The sequence below is a fragment of the Paenibacillus sp. J2R1T-4 genome (genome assembly GCF_059692235.1).
In genome coordinates, this window is sequence record NZ_JCAUBA010000010.1 from 198,662 (window position 1) to 217,191 (window position 18,530).

17 protein-coding genes are annotated in these 18,530 nt (G+C 48.0%); 8 read left to right on the forward strand and 9 right to left on the reverse strand.

What is annotated here, in order from left to right:
• The first annotated feature begins 46 nt into the window (after positions 1–46).
• Complete coding sequence (locus AC58QD_RS18265; RefSeq protein WP_497335808.1) at positions 47–1,357, forward strand: molybdopterin-dependent oxidoreductase; 1,311 nt, start codon at positions 47–49, stop codon at positions 1,355–1,357.
• Between the two features lie 50 nt (positions 1,358–1,407).
• Positions 1,408–2,340 carry a lipoate--protein ligase family protein gene (locus AC58QD_RS18270; protein WP_497335810.1) on the forward strand — a complete coding sequence of 311 codons (933 nt, stop codon included), beginning with the start codon at positions 1,408–1,410 and terminating at the stop codon, positions 2,338–2,340.
• A 66-nt stretch (positions 2,341–2,406) separates the two neighbouring features.
• On the opposite strand, the gene AC58QD_RS18275 is transcribed toward AC58QD_RS18270, so the two are convergent.
• Positions 2,407–3,135 carry an alpha/beta hydrolase gene (locus tag AC58QD_RS18275; RefSeq protein WP_497335812.1) on the reverse strand — a complete coding sequence of 243 codons (729 nt, stop codon included), beginning with the start codon at positions 3,133–3,135 and terminating at the stop codon, positions 2,407–2,409.
• 280 nt (positions 3,136–3,415) lie between these two features.
• Here AC58QD_RS18275 and pdhA point away from each other — a divergent pair, with 280 nt between their 5' ends.
• The 5 genes from pdhA to AC58QD_RS18300 all read left to right on the forward strand — a co-directional run bounded on the left by pdhA (position 3,416) and on the right by AC58QD_RS18300 (position 9,453).
• A complete protein-coding gene (gene pdhA / locus AC58QD_RS18280; protein WP_497335814.1) occupies positions 3,416–4,504 on the forward strand; it encodes a pyruvate dehydrogenase (acetyl-transferring) E1 component subunit alpha in 1,089 nt (362 codons plus the stop codon).
• Positions 4,505–4,507: 3 nt separating this feature from the next.
• Positions 4,508–5,488, forward strand: a complete 981-nt coding sequence (locus tag AC58QD_RS18285) for an alpha-ketoacid dehydrogenase subunit beta (protein ID WP_497335816.1) — start codon at positions 4,508–4,510, stop codon at positions 5,486–5,488.
• A gap of 85 nt (positions 5,489–5,573) precedes the next feature.
• Positions 5,574–6,971, forward strand: a complete 1,398-nt coding sequence (locus tag AC58QD_RS18290) for a dihydrolipoamide acetyltransferase family protein (RefSeq protein ID WP_497335818.1) — start codon at positions 5,574–5,576, stop codon at positions 6,969–6,971.
• A gap of 4 nt (positions 6,972–6,975) precedes the next feature.
• Complete coding sequence (gene lpdA, locus AC58QD_RS18295; RefSeq protein ID WP_497335820.1) at positions 6,976–8,388, forward strand: dihydrolipoyl dehydrogenase; 1,413 nt, start codon at positions 6,976–6,978, stop codon at positions 8,386–8,388.
• 156 nt (positions 8,389–8,544) lie between these two features.
• Positions 8,545–9,453: an exopolyphosphatase gene (locus tag AC58QD_RS18300; protein ID WP_497335822.1), complete on the forward strand. Its 909-nt coding sequence runs from the start codon at positions 8,545–8,547 to the stop codon at positions 9,451–9,453.
• A gap of 214 nt (positions 9,454–9,667) precedes the next feature.
• Here the strand turns inward: AC58QD_RS18300 and AC58QD_RS18305 are convergent, their stop codons facing one another.
• Positions 9,668–10,237: an NUDIX hydrolase gene (locus AC58QD_RS18305; RefSeq protein WP_497335824.1), complete on the reverse strand. Its 570-nt coding sequence runs from the start codon at positions 10,235–10,237 to the stop codon at positions 9,668–9,670.
• Positions 10,238–10,273: 36 nt separating this feature from the next.
• A complete protein-coding gene (locus AC58QD_RS18310) occupies positions 10,274–11,434 on the reverse strand; it encodes a THUMP domain-containing class I SAM-dependent RNA methyltransferase (protein ID WP_497335826.1) in 1,161 nt (386 codons plus the stop codon).
• Positions 11,435–11,565: 131 nt separating this feature from the next.
• Here AC58QD_RS18310 and AC58QD_RS18315 point away from each other — a divergent pair, with 131 nt between their 5' ends.
• Positions 11,566–12,210, forward strand: coding sequence for an O-methyltransferase (locus AC58QD_RS18315; RefSeq protein WP_497335828.1), 645 nt, complete (start codon positions 11,566–11,568; stop codon positions 12,208–12,210).
• 51 nt (positions 12,211–12,261) lie between these two features.
• Here the strand turns inward: AC58QD_RS18315 and AC58QD_RS18320 are convergent, their stop codons facing one another.
• The 6 genes from AC58QD_RS18320 to AC58QD_RS18345 all read right to left on the reverse strand — a co-directional run bounded on the left by AC58QD_RS18320 (position 12,262) and on the right by AC58QD_RS18345 (position 18,247).
• Positions 12,262–12,729, reverse strand: coding sequence for a hypothetical protein (locus AC58QD_RS18320; protein ID WP_497335830.1), 468 nt, complete (start codon positions 12,727–12,729; stop codon positions 12,262–12,264).
• A 21-nt stretch (positions 12,730–12,750) separates the two neighbouring features.
• Positions 12,751–13,728, reverse strand: coding sequence for an ABC transporter ATP-binding protein (locus AC58QD_RS18325; protein ID WP_497335896.1), 978 nt, complete (start codon positions 13,726–13,728; stop codon positions 12,751–12,753).
• A 10-nt stretch (positions 13,729–13,738) separates the two neighbouring features.
• Positions 13,739–14,743, reverse strand: coding sequence for an ABC transporter ATP-binding protein (locus tag AC58QD_RS18330; RefSeq protein WP_497335832.1), 1,005 nt, complete (start codon positions 14,741–14,743; stop codon positions 13,739–13,741).
• Positions 14,744–14,761: 18 nt separating this feature from the next.
• Entirely contained in the window at positions 14,762–15,607 is an 846-nt protein-coding gene (locus AC58QD_RS18335; RefSeq protein ID WP_497335834.1) for an ABC transporter permease, read from the reverse strand.
• Positions 15,608–15,612: 5 nt separating this feature from the next.
• Positions 15,613–16,563: an ABC transporter permease gene (locus tag AC58QD_RS18340; protein ID WP_497335836.1), complete on the reverse strand. Its 951-nt coding sequence runs from the start codon at positions 16,561–16,563 to the stop codon at positions 15,613–15,615.
• Between the two features lie 82 nt (positions 16,564–16,645).
• Positions 16,646–18,247 carry an ABC transporter substrate-binding protein gene (locus AC58QD_RS18345; protein ID WP_497335838.1) on the reverse strand — a complete coding sequence of 534 codons (1,602 nt, stop codon included), beginning with the start codon at positions 18,245–18,247 and terminating at the stop codon, positions 16,646–16,648.
• Positions 18,248–18,530: the final 283 nt, after the last annotated feature.

The window sequence follows — 18,530 nt, forward strand, 5'->3', positions numbered from 1 at the left end:
TGCGATCCTGTTATTTGCTTCTGACACTACCTCTTGAAGGGTGCGAATGAGAATGAGAATATGGGACAAATGGCAGAAGAAGTCTTTCGGTAAGAAACTGTCCATGCTGCATGCTTGGAATGCTTGGCTTGTTCTCCTGCTCGCTGTAAGCGGTATTCTCTTGTTTATCAAACCTTTTCGTGAGCTAGGTGTCGTTAGGGTGCTAACCAAGGAAGGGCATATCTGGCTTGGTTTGATATCAACGGTTATCGTGCTGATCTATTTACCGCAAATGATTCGACATATCAGGCAGCTGCGAGGCAAGCCAGAGCAGCAATGGAACTTAAGTGTAGTCCTCATTCTGCTTGTCGGGTGGGTTGTGTCCGGGATTGTATTATGGCAATTCCGTCAGTTCCCTCCAGTGTGGAGCAATGTTGCATTAACTATGCATGACCTGTTTACTTGGGTAGGCGTTCCATACGCAATCTACCATTCTGTTACCCGCAGCCGTTGGCTGAAGATGCGTCGTCCAGGCGCTGTTATGCAGCGCGAAGCGGGTGAAGGCGTGCGTGAGAGTGAGGGAGCACCGAGAATGGAGACACCGCGCTCTGTGACGGAGACGGTGCGCGATGTCTTGTACACACGTCGTTCTTTTATTCGTTGGGGATTGTTGGGACTTCTGGTTGTGCTAATTGGCCCCAAATTCGGACGTTGGCTGTTCTCGGGAGGCGGTAGTGGGGGAATAGACTTAAATGCATACGATCCGTCAAAAGACGGCAATCGAATGCTTCCTGCTCCGCAACCGTTGCCAGATTCTATCGTTCCCGTAGGAGGCGGCAGTCAGGGGCATTTTCGGATTTATACGGTAACACCGATTCCATCATTCTCATCCGATAATTGGAAATTCACGATCTCGGGACTAGTTGATCGCCCCCAGAGTTGGGATTGGAAGCAGTTCACGGATTTGGCTAGAAGTGTTCAAGTGAGCGATTTTCACTGTGTAACAGGATGGTCCGTCTATAACAATACTTGGGAAGGAATTGCACTTTCGAAGCTGCTCGAAAAGGCAGGGGTGCAATCCAAAGCGCGAGTTGTGAAATTTTACTCCGGTGACGGGGTATATACGGACACCCTTACATTAGCTCAAGCAGCCTTGGATGATGTAATGGTTGCTGTTCTGCTTGACGGCAAGCCAATTCCCCAGGAGTTAGGCGGGCCTGTTCGTTTGATCGTCCCTAAGATGTACGCCTACAAATCTGTCAAATGGCTGCAAAGTATTGAGCTAATCGATAAAGACCACATCGGATATTGGGAAGCCAGAGGTTACGATACAGATGCTTGGGTGCCGAGTTTGAAGCCTAGGCAGGGCAATGTATAGAGCAAATCAGAGATAGACGATATTAAGGTTTGAAGGAGCTAAGGTACCAGATGACAACTAGACCAAGCAAGGAAACGGAACAAGAAAGCGAACTGGGAATGGAAGGACAATCGGAGTCAGGAGTTGGGGAGCGGCAGCCATCTGAGCTCCCCCGCGGCGGCTTCTATATCCATGATACTAGCTCAAGAACGCTTGTTGGGGATATATTGTTTCCTTTCGCTTATGATGAGCTAATGTGCAGAAAAGTAGGAGAAGGGGCTGCTCCGGTAGTCCACCTGTGGCGTCATGAGAAGGCGCTTGTGCTGGGACTTCGGGATCGGCGTCTACCTATGGCGGAGTTAGGAATGAATTGGCTTAGCGCGCAAGGGTATCAAGTTGGAGTTCGAAGTTCAGGCGGTGCCGCTGTTCCACTCGACCCTGGTGTCTTGAATATTTCCCTGATTGTACCGATCTCAGACGGCAAACAAAATTTCCAGACAGGGTTTCAGCTTATGCGTCAATTGATCGCAACTACGATGCAACGCTTCGGAGTTGCGATTGAAACTGGGGAAGTGATTGGCTCGTACTGTCCAGGCGCATACGATTTGGCTGTGGATGGACGTAAGTTTTGCGGTATTTCTCAGCGCAGACAGCACAAAGCTTTTGTTGTACAAGCTTTTGTAGTTGTTGAGGGTCATGCAGAGCGAAGGGGCCATATGGTCCGAATGTTCTATGAGATGGCGTCTGGAGAGGTGCTTGATGATGGGCTTAACCCTGTAGGAACACCAACTCTTGATTATCCGCATGTGAAACCATCTACAATGGGGAGCTTGGTAAGCTTGACGGCAGGAAAAGGGGTTACGATGCGCACATTCATATTGGCCCTTATGGAAACAATGCAGGCATGGGGGGCGTTGTCTGGTCGACATCCGAATCTTCCCTCGATGCAAGAAATGCAGACTCAAGCAGAGGTGCTTATGCAAAGGTACAATGGTGGAGAATAAGGATTGGCAAAGAACGACTCGGAGAATGGATCCGGGTCGTTTTTTTGGTGTGGAAGGTGAAGGCTATTAACCTAGAAAATGATGCAATGCGGAAGGTAGCTCCTGCTGCCAGAATCCCCAAAGATGTTTCCCTTCCTCCTCTAGATAGGTCAGGCGTGTGTTCCTCTCCTCAAGCAGCCCGCGCGCTGCTCGATTAGCTGCAAGAAAATCGAATGTTCCTCGTGTAGTCTCCACACTTTCCTCCTGCAGCCCAATCAGCATGTAGAGTTCAAGCCAAGACAGATCTTGCTCATGCCGGATTCGCTCTTGTGTACTAGCCAAGAAAGCCCCTGACAGCGACAAGACTCGTGTGAACAAGTCGGGACAGTCCAATGCTAAATGCAGCGATACGGTACCGCCTAATGAATCCCCAGCAAGAATACGGGATTCAGGGTTCGTTCTTACCGGATACTTCCTCTCGACAAAGGGAACTAACTCTTCCGCGAAAAAACGGCAATAAGCGGAGAAACGTGACCCTTCTGGAGAATATTCTTCGGTCCGAACCGCTTTATTCACATCAACCGCTACTATTATGGCAGGATCCAGATCTTCATCCAATATCAATCGAGTCATTTGGGTAGCAAGCCGCCCGAAATTGATGAAATCTTCTCCATCCTGACAGTAAAGAACAGGGTAAGTGAGCAGCTCGTTATACCCCGGCGGAAGCACGATCCGTATCGATCTTGTTTCTTGCAATGCTTCTGAGGGTAAGTTTTCTTTGATAAGGGTACGTTTGTAGTAGATCGAGTCATCCATTGAATATGTCTCCTTAATCAGTTAAAAATAGGGAGTGAAATATTAATTTATTGCACAAAATAACCGTTGTGATTCGACAAATTCGACAAAAAAGAGGAAGTTGTCACTAGCTTTTTCTGAAACTGTACTATATAATGATAGTGCCCTGTTATACTTGATATTATCAAGGAAACTGCATTCTACAAGTACAGACTTATACAGTTTCTTGATACAGCTTATGTAATATACTATAACAGTTTTTGAATAAGGCAGCAAACAATACTAGTTCGAGGTGATTGCCATGAGCAAATCTTTATCCGAAGTCAGGATGGAAGAGATTCAGCCGTTAACGATTCTTTCCGGAGACGGAGCAGTTATTGATCAAGAAGCTTTGCCGAACTTAAGCGATGAACAATTACGTGAGCTTATGCGCCGTATGGTGTTTACTCGCGTATGGGATCAACGTGCAGTCAGCTTGAACCGTCAAGGCAGATTGGGGTTCTATGCTCCGGTTTCCGGTCAGGAAGCATCCATGATCGGCAGCGAATACGCATTGACGAAGGAAGATTTCGTATGTCCAGGATACCGGGATATGCCGCAGATCGTATGGCATGGGTTGCCCATGTATCAGGCTTTCCTATACTCCCGAGGCCATCAGCATGGCGGTCAAATTCCGGATGACGTGAATGTGCTAATGCCGCAAATCATCATCGGAGCGCAAATTGTACAAGCAGCGGGCATTGCAATGGGATTCCAAAAACGCAAACAAAACAATGTAGTTATAACATATACAGGTGACGGCGGTTCTTCACAAGGTGACTTCTATGAAGGAATGAACTTTGCGGGAGCTTTTAAGCTGCCTGTCATATTTGTCGTGCAGAACAATGGCTATGCGATCTCAACGCCTCGTGATAAGCAATCGGCTGCGAAGACGATAGCTCAGAAAGGTCTTGCTGCAGGAATTCGTAGCGTTCAAGTCGACGGAATGGATGTACTGGCTGTATACAAAGCAACGGCAGATGCAGTTGAACGCGGCCGCAACGGTGAAGGTCCAACTCTTATTGAAGCCATCACATATCGGTTCTCTCCTCACTCCATGTCCGGAGACGATCCAACCAAATATCGCACCAAAGATGAAGAAGCGGAATGGGCAACCAAAGATCCGCTAGTTCGTTTCCGTAAATATCTGGAGTCCAAAGGGCTTTGGACGGAAGAAGATGAGAATAAAGCTTCCGAGGAAGCTAAGGAAACAGTAGCTGAACAAATCAAAAAAGCTGAGTCCACTGAGAAGATGACGATTCCTGGTCTTATCGACAGCATGTTCGAGACGCCGACCCAGCAATTGCAAGAGCAGAAGGCGGCTTATACCGCTGCGAAAGGGGATCATTAAGCCATGGCACAAATGACGATGATTCAAGCGATTACGGATGCGATGCGCGTTGAGCTCGAGCGCGATCCGAACGTATTGATTTTTGGAGAAGATGTAGGGAATGTAGGCGGGGTTTTCCGGGCAACGGAAGGCTTGCAGAAGCAGTTTGGCGAAGATCGGGTATTTGATACGCCACTGGCGGAATCTGGGATTGGCGGTCTTGCAGTTGGTCTAGGCGTGATGGGTTTCCGTCCAATTGCCGAGATCCAGTTTATCGGTTTTATGTTTGAAATGATGGATTCGATTGTTGCTCAAGCATCCCGTATGCGTTACCGTTCAGGCGGCAAGTACAACAGTCCGATTACATTCCGTACCCCTTTTGGCGGCGGTGTGAAGGCTCCTGAGCTGCACTGTGACAGTCTGGAAGGCTTGATGATTCAAACTCCGGGTATCAAGGTAGTATGTCCTTCCAATCCTTATGATGCAAAAGGACTGCTTATCGCAGCGATTCGTGACAACGATCCGGTCTTCTTTTTGGAGCACCTGAAATTATACAGATCATTCCGTGCTGAAGTGCCTGAAGGAGATTATGTAGTACCTCTTGGCAAAGCGAATATTGTTCGTGAAGGAACAGATGCTACAATCATTACTTATGGTGCTATGGTTCACACTTCTCTCAAAGCAGCAGAAGAAATTGAGAAATCCCGCGGGGCCAAAATTGAAGTTATCGACTTGCGCACACTTAGCCCGTTAGATATAGATACAATTGTAGAGTCCGTTAAAAAGACTAACCGGGCCATTGTGGTACAAGAAGCTCAGAGGTCTGCAGGTGTTGCGGCTGAAGTGATTGCTCAGATTAGTGAAAAAGCGATTCTTCATTTAGAAGCCCCAGTATTGCGTGTAGCTTCGCCGGATACGGTTATGGGCTTCCCGCAAATTGAAGAAGAGTGGTTACCGAATCCAGCTCGTATTATTGACGGTTTGAATAAGGTTCTTGATTTCTAATGAATACCGGGGCCCCCGGAAAGTAATCCGAATTAGCTTCAGAGTGACACTTCACTTTGTGGGGTGAATGGAGGAGGAAGAACTAGTGGCTATTTATAACTTCAGACTCCCTGAATTGGGGGAAGGCTTGCATGAAGGCGAAATCGTCAAATGGCATGTGAAGCCTGGTGATACGATTCAAGAAGATGCAACGATTATGGATGTGCAGAATGATAAAGCAACCGTTGAGGTTCCTTCACCTGTAACAGGTAAAATCGTTGAGATCAAAGTAAGCGAGGGAACGGTTTCCGTAGTAGGAGACATCCTCGCGACGATTGACGTCGAAGGCGAATTGCCGCCTGACGTCCATGCAGGTCACGGCGATGCTGGACATGCGGCTCCGGCTGCAGCGCCTGAGAAACAGCCTGAGGCGCCATCGCAAGAAGCGGCTCAGCCTGCCGTTGGCGGTTCGGTAGCCGATAAGGTAGCGAATGTGAAGCTGGAAACCGCGTCTAATACTGCAAGTGCAGGCGGAACAGCGAGTGCAGCGGCTGCTGCGCCAGAACCAAGCGGCGCGGTGCTGGCGACGCCGAGCGTACGTAAGCTCGCTCGCGAGAAGGGCGTAGCCATCGCCCAAGTGCGTGGTACCGGCCGGAACGGCCAGGTTACACGGGAAGATGTGTTAAGCTTCGAAGCGGGCGGCGGCCAAGCAGCGCAGGCAGCAAACGGCGAACAAGCAGGCGCAGAAACCGCGAGTGAGAGTAAAGCTTCTGCTTCAACGGCTGCAGCAGTGGCAGGAGATCGCGTTGAAGAACGCGTACCGCTTAAGGGAATTCGTAAAGCGATCGCGAACGCCATGGTGAAGTCGGTATACACTGCGCCTCACGTTACAATCATGGACGAGGTAGATGTAACGGCATTGGTGGAATTGCGTGAGAAAGCTAAGCCACTGGCTGAGAAGAAGGGCGTCAAGTTAACCTATCTTCCTTTCATCGTGAAGGCACTGGTTGCTGCCGTTCGTCAATTCCCGGCACTTAACGCATCGATCGATGATGAGAAGAGCGAAGTGGTGTACAAGAAATATTACAACATCGGTATTGCTACCGATACGGATAATGGTCTGATCGTACCTGTAGTGGCAGATGCAGACCGCAAGAACGTATGGTCGATCGCGAATGAGATCAAAGACCTTGCAACACGCGGTCGTGACGGTAAGTTAGCCTTGAGCGAGATGAAGGGCGGCACGATCTCGATCACGAATATCGGCTCGGCAGGAGGGATGTTCTTCACTCCAGTAATTAATTATCCTGAAGTGGCCATCCTAGGTACAGGACGTATTTCCGAGAAACCAATTGTGAAGAACGGCCAGATTGTTATTGGTAAAGTTATGGCATTGTCACTGAGCTTTGATCACCGCTTGATTGATGGAGCTACCGCACAAAATGCGATGAATTACATCAAGTCGTTGCTGGAAGATCCGCAATTGCTTGTAATGGAGGTGTAACAACATGGTTGTAGGAACATTTACTACGGATGTAGACGTATTGGTTATCGGTTCCGGACCTGGAGGTTACGTGGCTGCTATCAGGGCTGCACAGCTAGGGAAATCAGTCGTTGTAGTGGATCGTGCGGAAGTGGGCGGAGTTTGCTTGAATCGCGGGTGTATTCCATCCAAAGCGCTGATTAATGCCGCTCATCAATATGAGACCATGACACATGCTTCGGAGATCGGAATTACAGCCGAAGGTGTCAAGATTGATTTCAATAAAGTGCAAGAGTGGAAAAACACGGTTGTAAAGAAGCTGACAGGCGGGGTTGCATCGCTTCTCAAGGGCAATAAAGTACAAGTCATTCAAGGGGATGCATTCTTTGTCAATGAGAGTGTTGTGAGTGTAGCGACCGAGAATGAAGCTTCTCAATATAAGTTCAATCAATGTATTATTGCAACGGGCTCGACTCCAATTGAGCTTAAAGCATTCAAATACGGCAAACGAATTTTATCCTCTACAGAGGCATTGGCATTGTCGGAAATTCCGAAAAGCCTGATTGTTATAGGCGGCGGATATATTGGGATTGAATTGGGTCAAACCTTCGCTAAGTTCGGAACGAAAGTAACGGTTCTGGAAGGCTCAGACACCATTCTGCCGGGATTCGAGAAAGAACTTTCTCGCTTCGTGAGCCGTAACCTGAAAAAGGTTAATGTGGACGTGGTTACTGAAGCATTGGCGAAGGAGTCTAGGGTGACTGACTCGGATGTCACAGTATCCTATACTGTGAAAGGTGAAGACAAGGAGCTTACGGCCGATTATGTTCTGGTAACCGTAGGCCGCCGTCCGAACACTTCCGATCTTGGCTTAGAATCCATTGGTGTAAAAATGAACGAACGCGGATATATCGATATTGACGCCCAATGCAAAACAAGTGTCACGAATATTTATGCGATCGGAGACATTGTGGCAGGCCCCGCACTAGCTCATAAAGCTTCCTATGAAGGAAAAGTTGCAGCTGAAGTAATTGCAGGGAAATCCAGTGTTATTGATTACAAAGCGATTCCGGCTGTCGTCTTCTCGGATCCAGAGATAGCAAGTGTGGGTCTAAGCGAAACGGAAGCGAAAGCGCAAGGATCAAATGTAGTAACAGGAAAATTCAACTACGCTGTTAATGGCCGAGCGCTTACGATGAATGCAGGAGATGGGTTCGTTAAGCTTGTAGGCGACAAAGATACAGGCCTATTGCTGGGTGCCCAAATCGTAGGTCCGGAAGCGTCCAATCTGATTGCTGAGATGGGCCTTGCTATCGAGATGGCAGCTACGCTTGAAGATATTGCACTCACGATCCATGCTCACCCAACGTTAGGTGAGATCGCGATGGAAGCGGCAGAAGTTGCCTTGGGTCATCCGATTCATTCCATCGTCAAGTAAGTCATGCTTTACGTAAGTCAAAAGAAGCATTTTTCGTTTCTCGGAACGAAGAATGCTTCTTTTTTTCTGTTTTTAATGAGGAAAAGCAGGAATATTATGGGACAATCCAGAATATATAGTACTTTAGGATCATTTTTTATGGAAGTAGGAGATAAAATGAGATTAATCACACGATCAGATTTCGATGGATTGGTTTGCGCCATGTTGTTTAAGAAGCTGGGCATGGTGGATGAGATGAAATTCGTACATCCCAAGGACGTTCAAGACGGTCTAGTTGAAGTTACGTCTAACGATATATTGGCTAACCTGCCATATGCTCCGGGCTGCGGGTTATGGTTCGACCATCACTCCAGTGAACTCCAACGCATGGGAGAGCCTGTTGCCTATGAGGGAGAGACACGGATCGCTCCAAGCGCGGCGCGTGTTGTGTATGATTATTATGGCGGTCGAGAACGGTTTGGCGATATAGACGATATTATGGCGGGAGTCGATAAAGCGGATTCCGCGCAATTCAACGCACAGGAAATCTTGAACCCCGAAGGTTGGGACTTGTTATCCTTCTTGATGGATTCAAGGACGGGACTTGGCAGATTCCATGATTATCGGATTAGTAACTATCAACTGATGGAGAAGCTGGTAGATGAGATTGGGAACAAGGGTGCAGAAGAGATCCTGAACTCTCCGGATGTGCAAGAACGTGTGAAACGTTATTATGAGCTGAACGCGCCTTATCAGGAAATGCTGCGTCAATACACGACTACCGTCGGTAACGTAATTGTGACCGATTTGCGCGGGGTGGAGACGATATACCCAGGCAATCGGTTTATGATCTATGCTCTGTTTCCGGAGCAAAATATATCGATCTGGATTGTGGAAGGCAAAGGTAAACAGAATTGTGTATTTGCCTGCGGTCATAGCATTATTAACCGAACCTCGACGGTCGATGTTGGCGCTTTGATGCTGCAATATGGCGGTGGAGGGCATAAGCCGGCAGGAACATGTCAAACTCCGTATGAGGATGCTAATCGTGTATTAAATGAGCTTATTAGCAATATGAATCAATAATAGGGAAAGAGGCGGGGCTGATGCCGAACTATTTTTTTCAGGAAATATGGACACCTTTGAAATTAATAGGCGTTAAATTTTTTCGTGACGATGAAGGAAACGTTTGGATCAAATGGTTCTCCCGCCCTCGAAGAAGACTAAAGTAGTTGGTAAATAAATAACCAGGTAGCCGGGGTCCACACTCCGTCTCCTGGTTTATTTGTGTCTATATCAATTACTGAGCAAAAACCTTATGAATCAAGTCGGGGTGCGCTTTCAATAACCATGCCAAAAAACGAAGTTGGACAAAAGGCTCAAGCTTCAGGTGCTCAGGATACGGTCGGCGTGTAGTGCTTCGACCGCCCCAGGCTTGGAATTCCCCATAAGTGTAACTGGTGTCTGGTTCGCAAAGCTTCATTATTTCCTGATCACTGAGTAGAATAATCCCTTTCGTTTCCCCGCTTAGTTCAGGTTCTTCGAATGTACGGGCCCAGAACATCGCATTATGGAGCGATACTAAGATAGGGTCTACTTCATGCAGCGGCTCTTCTTGGGTGTAAGGGGATAGGATCAGTTCGAAACTACCAGCAGTAGATTCCAGATAAAAGGACTGAGTTGACGGCAGAAGGACGACATCCCGATTCGTCTCCTCCTTGGCTTCCCTTATCGCACATTGAACCGGAGATTCACCATTCTCAATATGGCCCCCGAATCGCACAATTCCCAAGTTGCCGGAATGGCGATTCGGGCCGAAGGCAAAAGCGAAGTAATGCTTATAGCGCAAATATATCCCCGCTGTATTCATCAGGCACCTGCCTTATAAACGATTAGAACCGGATTGTTAACTATGAGGCTGCTCGTCTGTTCGACGCGGCGGAAGAGGTCCCATGTACTGCAGCAGCGCGCATTCAATCCGGGCGTTGAACAGCTTCCGTTTCTTATCCGCTGGACGGCCGAAGTAATGCTCGAACTGCTTGCTTGGGCTTAAGATGAAAGCGGACCAAGTGTCGAGCCGCTTATAGATGGAGCCGAGCTGTCGGATGACCTGCTCCACCTCTTCAGATGTGCCGATCCGCTCCCCATAGGGCGGGTTCGTGATGATACAGCCGTAGTCGCCTTGCGGCTGCCACTTGCCCACCGGAGTCTCGTAGAATGAGATCTCCGTGGACAAGCCGGCGCCTTTGGCGGCAGCTAACGCGACCTCGATCGCCTCGCGGTCGATATCCGAGCCGACGATCTCGAGCGGCTCGTCGTCGCGCACAAGATCGTACGCCTCCTCACGCGCTCGCTGCCACAGTGCCTGCGGCACCGCGTCCCACGCCTCGGCGTCGAAAGTGCGCCGGAGTCCCGGCGCCAAGTTCCACCCGATCATTGCAGCCTCGATCGGAATCGTGCCCGACCCGCAGAACGGGTCGTGCAAGGGCCTGCCTGGCCGCCAGCGGCTCAGTAATACCATGGCAGCGGCCATGGTCTCCTTCAACGGCGCCTCTGTGACAAGCTTGCGGTAGCCGCGCTTGTGCAGCCCTATACCGCTCGTGTCGAGTGTAAGAGTCGCTATATCATTCAGCAGCGAGACCTCAATCACGTAGAGCGGGCCATCCTCCGGAAACCACTCGGTGTTGTATCGCAGCTTCATTTTCTCCACAATGGCTTTCTTTACAATCCCTTGGCAAGCAGGAACACTGGATAATTGTGATTTATGCGAGCGTCCATTCACAGGGAATTCTGCGTGACCAGGAATCCAATCCGGCCATGGCAATGCTTTGGTACCCTCGAACAGCTCATCGAAAGTAGTCGCCTTGAATTCACCTAATTTAATAAGTACTCGGTCTGCAGTTCGCAGCCATAGATTTGAACGGCAAATGGCTAATGGATCAGCCCAATATGCAATTCTGCCATTCTCTACACGGACATCGGTGTATCCGAGATCTCGCACTTCCCGTGCAACTACGGCTTCCAGGCCCATCGGGGCTGTTGCCACTAACTGTATTCGTTCGGTCAAGTTCATTCACTCCGTTTATGGTTTGCCTTCCCCTTTGGGAAATCATACAATTAAGTATAGGCGAAACAGCAAGTTGATACAAATGATTCGATGCGAAACCGTTTTTACTACATAGAAGAGGGGTATGGAGAATGACAGAACAACTGTTGACTGCAGAACAATATGCGGAGAGCTTGTATGAAGAAGATGCAGACCTGGTTCGAGTGCTTGAGGGGATTCGGGCTAACGGGATGCCAGAGATCTCGATTGCAGCCGGTTACGGTCGACTGCTAACGATGTTAGCCCGCATGAAAGGGGCGAAACGAATTCTTGAGATAGGGGCGTTGGGCGGCTATAGCGGAATTTGTTTGGCTAGAGGATTAAGCGAAGAAGGTCGTCTTATTTCTCTGGAGCTAAAAGAAGAGTTCGCTGCTGTTGCGCGCAAGCACCTGACTGATGCGGGTCTTGGAGACAAGGTGGAATATCGGATTGGGGAAGCGCTTGATAGTTTGAAGCAATTGGAGCAAGAGGGGATACGTTTCGACTTCTACTTCATAGATGCAGACAAAGGGAATTACGTGAATTATCTGGAATGGGCCATTCGTCTGGCTAACCCTGGAGCGGTCATAGTAGGGGATAATTCCTTGATGCGCGGACGGGTGATCGATCCGAAAGTAACTTCCAATTCGGTTCAAGTGATGCGTAAGTTCAATCAGATGATTGCTTCGGACCCAAGGCTGGAGAGTACTCTGTTACCAGCATACGACGGGCTTTGTATCGCAAGGGTTAAGGGCTAGTATATTTATGAGTAGTAAGGAGGGAGGGAGGAAAGAAGTCTCCCTCCTTAACTATGATGTAGCTTTCTGTTGAGTAATACTCACCGTAATACGATCCTGCTGTTCCTCTCGCGAGGTCTCGGTTATGATCCAGTAAGGAGATAAGCTTAACCGAAGCTCGTCTAATTCCTCCTGCCGTAATTTCAATCCCTCAATACGGTCCGGGAAATTCGGATAATCCCGTTCCCTCAGCTTCCCGTATGTCAGGCCGATGTAATATTTCATCCCGTTAATGGTGTTGAACGTAATTTGGTACCCATGTCGGACTGCTTGCTCCAGCTTGTCCGGATTCTCCGAGGCATACTCAATCAAATTATTGAAGTCCAATTCACCCTCAGCAATCCCATGAAAAGCTTCTAAATTCCCGCTCTTCGCCTCATGCAGCAGCGTTTCATCCGATAACCCGGAAGAACGGGCAGCTTCAATCAGAATGGCTGTATTTTGTGATACTTTGATTCTGCTCTGATCATTCGCATTCATATTCTCACCCTTTTTCCATGATCATTTATCGTACAAGTGACAGGCCACCCAATGCCCCTTGGATATTTCCTTCATACGGGGTGCTTCCTCAGCACACTGAGTCATGGCGTGAGGACAGCGTGTACGAAACTTGCAGCCGGAAGGCGGGGCGAGAGAGCTAGGTATGTCTCCTGTTAATACGATGCGGTCTCGTTTGGCAGCACGAGGATCTGGCACTGGTATAGCGGACAGCAAGGCTTGTGTGTAAGGATGTGCAGGGTGCTCATACAGCTCATCGCTCTCTGCTATTTCCGCAAGACTGCCGAGGTACATGACTCCGATTCGATCCGAGATATGGCGGACCATAGATAAGTCGTGAGCGATGAACAAGTAGGTTAAGCCGAGCTCTGTCTGAATATCCTCCAGCATATTCACCACTTGAGCTTGGACAGACACATCTAAGGCGGAGATAGGCTCATCGCACAGGACAAACTCCGGTTTCACCGATAAAGCGCGCGCAATGCTTATCCGCTGCCGCTGACCGCCGCTGAATTCGTACGGATAACGGTCAGCGTGTTCTTTTTTCAAGCCGACCTTCTCCAGTAAATCCACAATGACTTCCTTGCGTTCTTTCGCTGAATGTACTCCATGAATGGCCAGAGGCTCGCCGATCAGTTCGGTCACCGTCAGAGCGGGGTTCAAGGAAGAGTAGGGGTCCTGGAATATCGCTTGCATTCTTCTACGGAACGGCTTCATATGCCGCTCGTTAAAATGAGCGAGATTATGTCCGTCGAACAGAATCTCACCGTCACTAACGTCGTATAGGCGAATAATGCTTCTTCCAGTTGTGGATTTGCCGCTGCCGGATTCCCCCACCAGGCCAAAGGTTTCTCCACGGTTAATATCGAACGATACGTCATCCACAGCCTTTACTTCCTGAATCGTACGGCCGAACAAGCTTTTCTTAGTCGGAAAAGATTTCTTGAGATTCTTTACTTGAATAAGAGGAACATCTTCCATTTGTTTGATCTTATTTGCCAAGTTTCGATCCTTCTTTCTCATTAATATTCGGATCGAGCAACCAACACAGGGAACGATGCTCTGACCCGGCATCATAATAAGGAGGACGCTCGGAGCATATATCCATCGTATGAGGACATCTTCCGGCAAAAGGACATCCGGGAGGCGGGTGCAGCAGATCCGGAGGTGTCCCTTCAATCGGGACCAGCCTCTCACGAACCCCCTTCTGTATGCGCGGAACAGAACGCAGAAGACCTATAGTATAAGGATGCTGAGGCTTGTAGAATATTTCATCCACAGGTCCTTCCTCCATAACGAGCCCTCCGTACATAACAACGACTCGCGTACATATTTGTGCAACGACTCCCAAGTCATGCGTGATCAGCATAATAGCCGTATTTGTCTTCCTCTGCAAATCCTTCATCAGGTCTAGAATTTGCGCTTGTATGGTAACATCGAGTGCAGTTGTAGGTTCGTCTGCTATTAATAGCTCAGGTTCGCAGGATAACGCCATCGCGATCATGGCGCGCTGCCTCATTCCGCCGCTGAATTCATGTGGATACTGGTTCATCCTCTCCACAGGGGAAGAGATACCCACAAGCGTAAGCAACTCCACTGCTCGAGCTTCAGCCTCACGTTTACTAAGATGACGATGACGCATCATAACTTCGATTAGCTGACCTCCAATGGTGCGTACCGGGTTCAAGGAAGTCATCGGGTCTTGGAAGATCATGGCGATCTGATTACCTCGAACTTTACGCATCTGCTTCTCGGAGAGCTTTAATAAATCCTGGCCCTCGAAAGTGACAGTTCCCTCAATGATCTTGCCGGGGCGAGGGATAAGAGAAAGGATCGACTTCGCCGTGATGCTTTTGCCGCTTCCTGATTCTCCTACAATGCCGACAACTTCTCCCTTTGCAATCTGGAAGCTTACTCCTCTTACCGCTTGCACTTCTCCCGCTCTTGTGAAGAAGGAAGTTTTCAGATCCCGTACATCCAATAACTGTTGGGCCATGTTGGGCCACACTCCTTTCTACCGTTGGTTAACCCGCGGCTCAAAGGCGACTCGAAGCAAATCGCCTAAAACATTGAAGCTGAGCACAGTCAGTAAAATGAACAAACCCGGAAATATAGCCAAATAGGGGGCATCACTTATGAAGCCTTGCGCATTATTCAGCATACTGCCCCAGGATGAATTCGGCTGTTGAATACCGAGACCGAGAAAGCTTAGTGAAGACTCCATTAGAATGGCAGTTGCGATATTGATTGTGGCCGATACGATTACGGTAGATATAATATTCGGAATAATGTGCATCGTAATGGTTCTTAATCGGCTTTGACCCGATATTGTTGCATACAGCACATATTCGCGTTCTTTGATCGACAGCGTCTCTGCGCGAACCAGTCTTGCGATATTCATCCAAGTAAGCAGGCCTATAATGAGGATGATGTTCTGAATGCCTGGTTTGAAATACACACTTACAATCAGCATGATCAAGAAAGAGGGGACCGACATGAAGATATCGACAAGTCTCATGAGCAAGGCATCCAAGCGACCCCCAATGAAGCCGCTAATCGTTCCTATTGCCGTGCCAACCACGGTGGCAATGAGCATGGCCAGAAAAGCTACCGAAAGGGAGATACGCCCTCCATACAAGGCTCTTGTGAAATAATCACGCCCATAATCGTCTGTTCCGAACCAATGATTGCCGTTCGGAGCTTGCAGTCGATCTTGCACTACAATTTGATTAGGGTCATAGGGGCTAAGGAAGGCAAGCAAGGATGCAATCGTAAATATAGCCAGCAACAGGAGTGCTGCTAATCCTAGCTTTCGTTCCAGAAGTTCTCTTCGTAAATTGTCCCATATTCGTTTGTTCATATCGCTTAATTCCCCGCCTTAATTCTGGGATCAGCCACAGTGTAAAGTAGATCAGCGAGCATATTCCCGACAACCAGCATAATGGAGGTAAGCATCGTAATAACCATAATAATCGGATAATCGAAGCCGAACATAGCTGTGACCCCGAATGATCCCATTCCCGGCCAAGAAAAGACTGTTTCTGTAATGATTGCGCCTGCTATTAGCTCCGGCAGAGACAATCCAAGGATTGTAATAACAGGAAGGAGTACATTTTTCAACACGTGTCGGAATAACACATCCCGCTTGGAGGAGCCATAGGCGAATTGAAGCTGCACGTAGTCTTCCTGGAGCTGCCCGATCGTGTTGGAGCGGACATAACGCATGTAGACGGCGAAGTTCATGAAGCTGAGCACGATACAGGGAAGAATCCCGTGTTTAATAATATCCCAGACTGAATGTACGCCGATTGTGCGCATGCCCATACTCGGTAACCAATGCAGCTTGATGGCGAATAGATAAATTAGCAGAATAGCTAACCAAAAGCTCGGAATCGATATCCCTATGTAAGAAATGAAATTCAAGCCTTTATCGATCCAACGGTTCTTATTAGCTCCAGCCAGCAATCCGAGTGGAATCGCGAGCAGCAAGGATACAACGAGTGAAACCCCCATCAAACCTACAGTTGCAGGAAGTCTGTCTAATACTTGTTGGAGTACAGGACGATGATTGATCAACGAATAACCTAAGTCCCCTCTCAACGCGTTCTTCAGCCATAACACGTATTGAACAATAGCAGGCTTGTCCAGGCCCAGATTATGACGGATTCTTGCCACGTCCTCCGGACTCATGTTCGGGGTTACAAACGACTGGACAGGATCGCCGGGGGCTAGCTTGATTAGTGCGAAAGATAAGACGGAGATAAAGAACAGCAGCGGAATGGCCTGCAGCAGTCTCCTCCATATTAGTTGGTTCATACGGTGTCCCTCCTGCAACCTTGCAATAGAATGAAAATAAGCTGATGCTGCATCAGCTTATTGTCGTATCAAGTGTGTACCTTTATTTCACGTACAGTTTACCCAGATTCTCGAACATAATGACTGGCTTCGTGATCGCTTCCTTCAAGCCTTCGTATTTTTTGTCTACCACAATAATGGATTTGGTGTAAGCAATCGGATAGAACAACATCTCATCGGCAACGAATTGTTGGATTTTCTTGTACAGGTCAGCGCGCTTTGCGGCATCTGTCTCGATCGCAGCCTTAGCCCACATCGCATCGAAATCTTTATTGACATAGTGAGAATAGTTGTAGGCCTCCGTACTCACGAATAAGGATTTATAAGCGTCTGGTTCAAAGCCCATAATGTAACCGCCCATTGACAGCTCGAAATCAGTGTTTTTCGGGTTCATCATCTTGGAGCTGTAAGCAGAAGGATCGAGCGGAAGGGGCTCCACTTCTAAGCCTACGTCCTTAAGCTTTTGCTGGATGTAGAGCGCTTGGCTTGTTTGCGCTTTGTTCGAATTCACATAGGCCAGGCGCAGCTTTAATTTATCTACTCCAGCGCTTTTCAATAATTCTTTGGCTTTGTTCACGTCATATTTGTAATTGTTAACATCTTTGCTGTGATACAGAGTATCCGGTGTAATCACAGATGGTGCCGGCTCTGCAAAATCAAGCGATGTGTAGGATGCGGTAATCAAATCTTCTTTATTAATTGCGTACGCAACAGCCTGTCGAACTTCTTTTTTCTTCAGCGCTTCAATATTCGTGTTAAAAGCCATATAGGCCAATCGCCCTTCGTTGAAGGAAACGATATTGAATTTACCCATATCTGTGAATTTCTTGTTGTCCTGCGGATCGATGAACTTCATGTTGATCTCGCCGTTCTGCATGGCCAGATTGGCAGCATTCGTATCTTTGGCTACGCGATATGTCACGGAATCCAGATAAGGCTTCCCGCCGACAAACCCATCGAATCGTTCTAAGGTTACATATTCGCTTGGCTTATACTCTTTGAATTTGAAGGGCCCGGAGCCGACAGGATTGTTATTCTTGGCGCTCTTTTCCATATCTGCTTCACCCGTGTAGATGTGTTTAGCAATCGGGAATACCTGCACAAGTGCACCTTCGAATGCGGCCGTTACTTGCGGAAGGATGAATTCAACTGTAGTATCATCGATTTTGGTAGCTGTAATTGGCTTTCCTTCTAGAACGAACAAGCTTCTTAGGAAGCTATGCTGCTTTTCATCGAGAATGCTTTGAATCGTAAAAACAACATCGTCAGCTGTCAGCTTTTGGCCGTCATGCCAAGTTAGATTGCTTTTTAGCTTGAGCGTGTATTTAAGAAAGTCTTGTGAAGGCGTAAGGCTTTCTGCCAACACGAACGACTTTTTGCCTTCAATAATGGAGAAAAGAGGGGCGTACAAGGATTGGTTGATCGTCAGGGTAACTCGATCTCCCGCGTAAATTTGGTTTAGAGCTTTGGGGTCATCGCCCACACCAATAATTAAGCTTCCGCCACTTTTGGGAGCACCCGTAGATGGAGTTGCGGCTGTATCACCTGTAGGGGAAGGGCTTGTTCCTGTCGTACCGCAAGCGGCTAGGACGAGAAGGATTAAAGAGAGTATTGCTGCTGTCCAAAACCGATTCTTGTTGCGCATGTGTTGGATTCCTCCGTGTCTGATGTTGTAGGATTGTTTTCTATGCCCTTAAGATGTCCATAACGTTCCAAATGTAATCTCTAGGCTTGGCAATTTTGTAATACAAATGAAATGTATTTTTCATCTTATTTTAAGAAACAACCTCTATAATAAGTCTCAACCCCCTTTTTGATATATATAAACCTTGAAGACCCACAGCCAATGGCCGTGGGTCTCTTTCTGTCTTTATATCAGTATTTTTATCATTGACAATGATTCTCAGTATCAATATAATAAGGGTTGT